At 46.9% G+C, this 8,108-nt stretch carries 4 protein-coding genes; 2 read left to right on the top strand and 2 right to left on the bottom strand.

The genetic code is table 11. From position 1 onward, the window contains the following. The first annotated feature begins 519 nt into the window (after positions 1 to 519). A complete protein-coding gene (locus HQM15_05460; protein MBF0492209.1) occupies positions 520 to 3,768 on the top strand; it encodes a hypothetical protein in 3,249 nt (1,082 codons plus the stop codon). A gap of 318 nt (positions 3,769 to 4,086) precedes the next feature. On the opposite strand, the gene HQM15_05455 is transcribed toward HQM15_05460, so the two are convergent. Both HQM15_05455 and HQM15_05450 read right to left on the bottom strand, forming a co-directional pair. Then, a complete protein-coding gene (locus HQM15_05455; protein MBF0492208.1) occupies positions 4,087 to 4,770 on the bottom strand; it encodes a TetR family transcriptional regulator in 684 nt (227 codons plus the stop codon). After that, positions 4,751 to 5,692 carry an NAD(P)H-binding protein gene (locus tag HQM15_05450; GenBank protein MBF0492207.1) on the bottom strand — a complete coding sequence of 314 codons (942 nt, stop codon included), beginning with the start codon at positions 5,690 to 5,692 and terminating at the stop codon, positions 4,751 to 4,753. The genes HQM15_05455 and HQM15_05450 overlap by 20 nt, the downstream gene beginning before the upstream one ends. Before the next feature lie 190 nt (positions 5,693 to 5,882). Between HQM15_05450 and HQM15_05445 the strand changes: the two genes are divergently transcribed. Continuing rightward, positions 5,883 to 7,964, top strand: coding sequence for a hypothetical protein (locus HQM15_05445; GenBank protein ID MBF0492206.1), 2,082 nt, complete (start codon positions 5,883 to 5,885; stop codon positions 7,962 to 7,964). Positions 7,965 to 8,108 lie beyond the last annotated feature (144 nt).

The raw sequence follows: 8,108 nt of genomic DNA, 5'->3' as shown, positions 1-8,108 counted from the left end.
AAGATCCGTCGCTATTTTTTAGAGGAAAAAGTGGGTCCCTATCCTTGCGAACCACCGGGTCCCTATCATGCGTACAGGTGGGGCCCTATCATGCGAACTCCAGGCTCCCTGTCATGCGCGCTGACACCAATCTTTCTGGGATTCACGGCAGATCTTCTCATTTTTACTTTTCCATTCTTTTTGACGAAAGAGGTTCTGAGTTCTCTTGCAAGAGGCAGTGGCACAGAGATTTGACGATCTTTTAATCGGGGATGCGGAGAAAAAAGGAGGGAACACCAGGGACACTTTTGCTTCAAAACTTTCATCATTTTTCTTTAAGAGAAAACGATGAACAAAACATAAATTCAAAAACTCACCAAAACCCTACTTTTAATAAAAAAAGATTAATTCACTTTCATAAAGAAAATCATAGGCTTGATATTTATTTACACATTTAACATGAAATTATTAGCCGGTTATTTAGCAACTTTTTCCCATTTGTAGCGATAAGAGATCCAATTCAAAAAAGGGGATAAAAGCATGCAAAAGGGGATTCGTCTTTCAGAAGGTTCAACTATTGCTGGGAACTCCCATTCTCCGGCATTGGAAGCTCAGCAGATCCAATTGCCCACAAATGTCCGCACTTCTTCGGAACAGGCTCCGCCGCAACACCCACAACATCCTACGTTTATTAGTCACTTAGCCGATGATTTTAATTATCTGCTTCATGCTGGTGAAGCAGCAGTTCTTCCCTATGCTAATCCCCTTTTTGATTCGGCGCATCATTTTGTCGATGGCCATATTCAAAATAGAACACTGCGTCAGGGCGCCAATGAGTTTTTATCTGCGGTGCAGCATCAGGTTCTTACGGCAGATTTTGTCATTGAAACGGGCCTGGCCTTTACCACCTGCACCTTCGGGGGGACGGTAGCGGGGCTTTTTGGGGTGAATAATTTACTCTTGAGAGGTCTGGTGGTGCACTTGGCTTCGAGTCGTTTGCACGAAGGGTTTGAATCGCTTTATTACGGCGAAAACCGCATGCATCTTGTAGAAATAAATCGGGATGTGCGTGGCACTCTCAATATGGGATCGGCAGAATATGTAGGACATTTTGCGCAACCGGTCCTTGCCGCATTTATTCCCGGATCCAGTTTGCTCAGTCGAGGCTTGAGTTATTTGCTGGCCCGCTCCTTGGGTGGTCTCACCATGAGTGTGGGAGCCGCTGCAGAAATTTTAGGGGCCCGCGTCTTGGATGGTTTATTAGGGATTCGTTATTTTGTAGAGCCTCAAAACGATAACATTGCTGCCCATTTTACGATGCAGGCCTTAACCACTGCCTGGTTCAGCGATTGTGGAATGCACGTTGGTGGACAGCTGGGAGCTTTGCTTCATACCCGTCTCCAGTCGGGCTCTGCAATTCGCAACGACAACACCCCTTCACCAGTCTACGAGTCTAGGAATCTACCAGTTCACCCGTTTACCCGTTTACGTGATCTCTTTACATTTCCCAGCATCCCTACTCCGGCCTTAGGATTGGCAGGAGTGGCCCTTACACTCTCACACTTCCTAAACCCCGAGGCCGCGCATGCCATGGCTCACACTGCTTCTGCGGGGCATACTTCTCCTTTTGTAGCCGTTTTAAGTTTGGTGGCCGGTCTTTCTTACTTGCTGTTGAGAAAAAGTAAGGATGGAACTGTTCGGGAAAGGCCCAAGGGACAATATTGGAATCAACAGGGTCAATCGACCCATGTGGAAGAGGCCTTGCAGATGTTGGAAGCAGGGAATCTGGAGGGGGCACGGGAGCATTTAAGAACAAACAATGTGCATCTCGTGACCGTACTGGGTGCCGGGAGACATGGGGTGGGTCTTGATAAAATGAGTGCGCAAGTGACTCAGCACTCCCAAAGATTATTTGGAAAATCGGTAGTGCATGTCTTGTTGACTCATGAAAGTGATCAGGACCGCAAGGCAGCGGATGAAATTAATTACCAAGGGACCACTCCTTTTATTAGTGGGGCCCAAATTAATACGGACGATCGTTGTGCCTTGCACGCCTCCGATCCAAGATACAACGATGGGCTTTTGCAATTGGCAGATACTGTGATTACCAGTTTGCCCTCGCCGGCCTTGAGATTTGCTCTTTCTGAAGGGCGTATCAAAAATTTTAAGCCCAATGCCCAAATCATTGTCGGAATGAAATCGGTCTTGAACAGTGGAAGAGGAATTCCTGCTTCGGTCTATTTAGCTTTGGCTCAAGCAGGTCGTTTTGATTTGATGTGGAATCTAGCCTTTCAAACTGGACTGGGTTTTCCGGATGAAATGGTGGGGCATGAATCTCCTACAGGGCCTGTAAAGTTTTCGTTTGATTCGGTGAGTGAAATGGCGACTTTGAGGGCCATGCAAGTTTTTGCGGGAGATGAAGCAAACCAAAGTGAAGATGGACACTTTGTGACCGCTGAAAACAAAGTCTTTCAAAGAGGGGATCAGGTTTTCTTGGCGGCCTATTTGGCCTACATGAAAAATGTTCTGGCTCCGGACGATGGCTATCGCTTTTGTGATTGGGTGATACAAAATAGAAAAAACTTGAAACCTTATGAGTTGGAAGAAGAATTGTGCAGATATCGCCATGAGAATGAAAAAGCCTTAGTCTCTATTTTTTCTCAGCATGAGGCCGCTAAAATTAATGCAGAAAGAGCAGCAATAGAACAGGCAATGATAGATGCTGAGTCTAATGAGAATGTATCCTGTGTAGGTCTGGAAAATGTGGATAAGCTCAAGGAATATTTTGCACGAAGAGAAAGCACGGATGAAGCAGAAATCAAGCGAGCGTTCAGAAAAAATGAAACTGGCTTGGAGGATCTCAAAGGCTGTACCCGACTTCGTCATGAAGATACTTTTTTGAATATTTTGAATCAATTATTGGACAGTGAAGGATTGGAGTTTGAAGAGGCCTTTGCAAGCGCCCGGGCCAGACTTAAAAAAGAGGCCAGCAGCACCAACTTTTTTGCGGGAATCGAAAGAAGACTCAACGAAGAATTGGTAGCTCAAGGGAAAGTGCTTCCTGGTGATTTGGCTGAAAGAGATGCACACAATCAAAAAACCATAGAAGGCCTGTTTGCCATCGATTCTTTGGCCTTGAGGTGGTTTTTGGATGAAGAACATCAACCTGGATTTGTGACGCGAACAAAAACATGGAACAAGGCTCCCTATCAGTTAGTGAGAGCCAAGATTCATGAGAGTGGGTTGCGTTGGCAATCGATGTTGGTGATTCGTGATTACATACGTCGTTTGCAGGATGCTCGTGTAGAGGCGCATAAGGATTTTACCGATGACAATAATTATCAGAAATCTATCCAGGGGATGAGGGATAATTTGCTGGCCCTGATTGATTATCTTAGAAAACAAAGAAGTGGTTTGGCCGCCAATCCAACAGCGATCAGGCGTGTAGAGCAAGTTGTTGCGGATATTGAAAAAACCCAAAGGATTTTGTCCGCAATTTTGGGAGACTGGGATCAAAGCCCATCAAGAATTGGGATACTGTTTTCCAATGCAAGCCTGGCCATTTCTTCTTTTATCGGAAAAAGGCGAGACCGGCCGCAGTACCGATTGCGAGGGTCGATGAGTCATCGACTGGAATCCTTGTTTTTACAGTTGGAGAAACAGTTCAGGCTTGAAGAAAATAATCTGGCTCATTGGGCAAGCCAGGCGTCCAACATCGCTTGGTTAAATCGAGAACTTGAAGCGCTTGGTCTTTTGGATAGAATCACGCGATCCTCTAGGCGGGCGTGATAGTTAATTTCTATCCAAAAAAACCAGGAAGATTGGAAGGCTTCTGTTTTTCGATAAGACACTCCCTATTGTTTCGTAAACGTATAGGTAATACTTTCCGAAAAGGCATAACCAGACACATTACAACCCGTCAGACTGAAGGCGGCTGTGAACGACGTACCATCATATGCCGTGTAGCTGGCACTCGTCGTACATCCGTACTGGCTGTAGGTGCCCATAATGAAAACATATTTCCGCCCACGGATATCAATAAGGCATTCGTGTCTGGAAATTCAAGGGCTATTTCAGATGCACTGCCCTGGAGCTGTAGGCCGCCAGTTAACGTGGAGGAGACCCCGGGTCTTGAATCATTCGGACCAGCGTATCCACAGAAGAGAGGAAAGGATGGAGGAGAGGGAGGCGCGACAAGGTCAGCCATTTTGTGATGAGTTTCTGGCTGAAGTCTGCAAGACTTTTTGTATGCTCCTGGCCCGCAGAGGAATCATTGATCCAGAATAAGGTGAGGGCCATCTGATAAGCCCACAACAAGGTGGGTAAGCTATGCTTGATGGGAGATGGAATTTTAATATCGCTACCCTCAATAATTTGTTCGAACATCGCGATGGCCTGGTCCCGATAAGGCTTCGATGGTTGGGAGAAAGGTGAAAGCGGATGAGAGGGATTCGCTGCAAAACGAGCAAGCGCTCCGATAAAGGGACGATAAGGCATCAGTTGTTCAAACTTGAAGTCGATCAGCGCCTTTAATCGCTTCTGAAATTTAGTGGATTCACTCACAATAAGCGCATTACGCACCAAGGCCTCTTCGTGAGTTTGGGCATAAAACTCGAAGACCATTTCTTCCTTGGAATGAAAATAATAGTAAGTCGCGCCTAGGGCCATGCCGCTCTTCTTAGCAACGTCCCGTAGAGTGGTTTTTTCAAAACCATTCTCATAGAAAAGTTCCAGCGCCGCTTGCAGGATTTGGGCGCGAGTTTTCTTGGCTTTATCCGTTTCTTTCATCATAAGCAGCCTCACGATTTTGTCTGCGGAAGAGTTCATTGGCATATCGGGTCCCCAGGCGATCCGCGTTCCGCTTGGCCCAATCGGTCAGGCGTGTAGATCCTGTGGGACTCGAGCGCGTGCAGAGAAGATTGGCCATAAGACCCTGGATCTCTTCCCGCGTGATCAGGACGTCACCAACTATTTTCCCAAGCAGCCATCCTGTCATATATCCCATCCATGGAGGAACGCCGATGATCGGTCGGCGACGTCCGATGATATCCCCGATGGTCGTTGCCAGTTCTCGGTAAGTAAAGGTTTCAGGCCCTATGGCATCGATGATTTCATTTTTGGACTCTTGGGCGTGCTGGATGGCCAGTTGAGCCAGATCATCCACGTAAATCGGTTGCAGGCCATAGCCTCCATCGCCAAAAACCCCAAAAACGGGCAAGCGTCTCAGGGCCCAGGCAATATTATTGATTAGAATGTCTTCCTTACCAAACAGGACCGCAGGGCGAAGGATGCAGTACGACAGGCCCGATTGGATCAATTCCTTTTCTATTTCCGCTTTTCCTTTAAAATATTCCAACGGCGAATCTAGTCTGGGATTGGTAATGCTCACGTGAACGACTCTTTGGACGCCCGCCTCTTTGGCGGCAGCAAACAGCTTAAAAGTGTTCGTCACTGCTTCCTGATGAGTGAAATCCTTGTGATTAAACCGAACCCAGTAAGTGTTGTACAAAACGCGTGTACCGCTCAAGGATTCCACAAGTTGCGCTGAATTGTTAAAATTCAAAGGCCGAACCTCAATATTCCCTCCGAATGAATTTTCTCGCCCGCTCGAGTTTGTGAGAGTGCAGACCTTCTCCCCGGCGGCCAGTAAGCGTTGAGCAATGTACTTGCCGGAATACCCGAAAGCACCTGTAACAACTTGTTTGTAAAGCATAATTCCTCCTGTGGTTAGATTGTTCAAGGCACATTTTTGAACACGTTCAAAATGTAATCTATTTTTTGAACGTGTTCAAGAAAAAAATTGAGGAAAAAACTCGATGGTAAAAAACAATTGGACAATGGTTCTATCTGGGGAGACAATTTCCGCTCCACTTTTTCAAAATATCTATCAAAGGGGCTCACCCATGGAGCAAATCATTCCTCTTGTTCTTCAGCTGTTGAGTGGCTGGTTTTTCTATCTTGCCATTCTCTTCGCCTTTCTTTTTTTCCTCTATCACTCCATTACGATTGTCGGTGGAACTCAAATTGCCATTGTCGAGCGGCGTTGGTTGGGGAGAAAAATTCCCGAGGGACGGGTGGTGGCGATGAGCAATGAAGTGGGTATGCAGGCGCGAGTTTTGGGTCCAGGTCTGCATTTGCTCATTCCCTTTCTTTACAGAGTTCAAAAGATGCAGATGACCCAAATCAACGAAAATGAAGTGGGCATTGTCGATTCGATTGATGGAGAGCCGGTGCATCCTGGAAAAATTTTCTCCAAGGTGGTCGAAGGGCACAATCTTTTTCAAGACGCCGAGGCCTTTCTGAAAAATGGCGGTGAAAAAGGACCTCAAATCCAAATCCTTCCTCCCGGGCTTTACCGAATTAATCCCTACATGTTTAAAGTTGAAAAAGTAAAAGCCATCAGCATCCCGAATAATCAGGTGGGAGTAATGGTAGCAGTCGATGGACTTCCCATTGCGCCGGGTAGACTATTGGCCAGACGTGTGGATGGCGAACACAACAATTTTCAAAATGGGCAGGCCTTCCTGGAAAGCGGTGGACAAAAAGGGCCGCAGATTGACATCCTTTTGCCTGGGACTTACCGCATCAACACCAAATTATTTAATGTGGGAATCTACAATGCTGTGCTGATTCCTTCCAAGAAAATTGGCCTCATTACCGCAAAAGACGGCGAACCGCTACCTCCCAGTGAATATGTGGCAAAGGCCGTGGTGGGGCACAAAGACTTTCAGGACTCCGCTGCATTTCTATCCAGCGGGGGCCAGCGCGGCCCGCAGCTCGATTTTCTAAAACCTGGAACCTACTATATCAATCCCCTGATGTTCGATGTGATGCTCGACGACTTCCTGCAGGTTCAGCGCGGCGAGGTGGCGGTAATCGTTTCAAATATTGGGAAAGACCCCAGTGAACAGAATGAAGAAGGCGATAAAAGAAATTCCGAAGAACGCTTAAAATCGGGCGTGGAACGTTATGTGGTGGATGCTGGCTATCGCGGAATTCAGCGCGAGGTCTTGGGGCCAGGTTCTTACTATCTCAACAAACAGGCCTACACGCACCATCTGATTCCCACGACCAACATTACCATTGATTGGGCGGGAGAAAAACCTGAACTCAACACGCCGCGCATTTTTAATCCGCTTTCTATTGTTTCCAAAGATGGTTTTGAAATGACGGTCGAAGTAAAAGTCATATTCAGGGTATTGCCTGAACAAGCGCCTCACATGGTGGCGCGTATTGGAACGATTGATAATTTGATCGAGCATGTCATTCATCCCCTCATCGACAGCTCGTTTAGAAATCAGGCCTCTTCTTCGGAGGCGATGAAATTTTTACAAGATCGTTACGACGAACAGAAAAAAGCGGAGCAGCATGTCAACGAAGAGTTGAAAAAATATCATGTGGAATGCGTCAGCGTTTTGATCTGCCAAATTGTTTTGCCTGAAAGATTGATGCAGACCCTCACCAGCAAAGTAGTGGCGAGCCAGCAAAAATCGATGTTTGATGCCCAACAGGAAGCGGAAGGCCGACGTAAGGAAATGGAAAAAACAAAGGCCGAAGCCGACTTGCAGCCCAATCTGGTGAAGGCAGAAATTGATGTGCAGATTGCCAGCCAGCAAAAAAATCAGCAGATTATTCTGGCGGAAGGAAAAAGTCAGTCGACTCGCCTCGAACAGGAAGGCGTCGCTGCTGGTATTCAATCGGTGGGAAAAGCCGAAGGTGAAAAAGTTTTGGCCTTGGGCCAAGCCACCGCAGAGGCCTACCGCCTGCAGCTTGCCACCTTGGGCGCCTCCCAGATTGCTTTGATCGAAATCATCAAACAAATTTCAGCCGGACAAATCAAAATTATTCCGGAAATTTTAATTCAAGGCGGAGCAGGAGAAAGTAATTCCTCCAATATGCTCACGGCCTTTCTCTCCAATCTGATGTCAGACGATTTGAAAGGGAAGGCTGACAAAACGGTGAGTTCCAAAAAAGCCTCTGCCTGATTTTTTTCATTATTCCTGTTACGCGATATACTTCAGTCCACACCCTCTCCCCAACCCTCCCCCGTCGAAGGGGGAGGGAGCTCTCGGGGATATGTACATCTGGATTGGATTCGTAAGAGTGGAGGCTACAGGGCTAAAAATCGC

The sequence above is a fragment of the Deltaproteobacteria bacterium genome (assembly GCA_015233135.1).
Classification (GTDB): Bacteria; UBA10199; UBA10199; order JADFYH01; family JADFYH01; genus JADFYH01.
This window is presented reverse-complemented; position numbering and strand designations above follow the sequence as displayed.

What these genes read in the sequence shown, in the direction of transcription:
- HQM15_05460 (MBF0492209.1), top strand. Translation starts at nt 520, where the DNA reads ATGCAAAAGGGGATTCGTCTTTCAGAAGGTTCAACTATTGCTGGGAAC.
- HQM15_05455 (MBF0492208.1), bottom strand. Translation starts at nt 4,770, where the DNA reads ATGATGAAAGAAACGGATAAAGCCAAGAAAACTCGCGCCCAAATCCTG.
- HQM15_05450 (MBF0492207.1), bottom strand. Translation starts at nt 5,692, where the DNA reads ATGCTTTACAAACAAGTTGTTACAGGTGCTTTCGGGTATTCCGGCAAG.
- HQM15_05445 (MBF0492206.1), top strand. Translation starts at nt 5,883, where the DNA reads ATGGAGCAAATCATTCCTCTTGTTCTTCAGCTGTTGAGTGGCTGGTTT.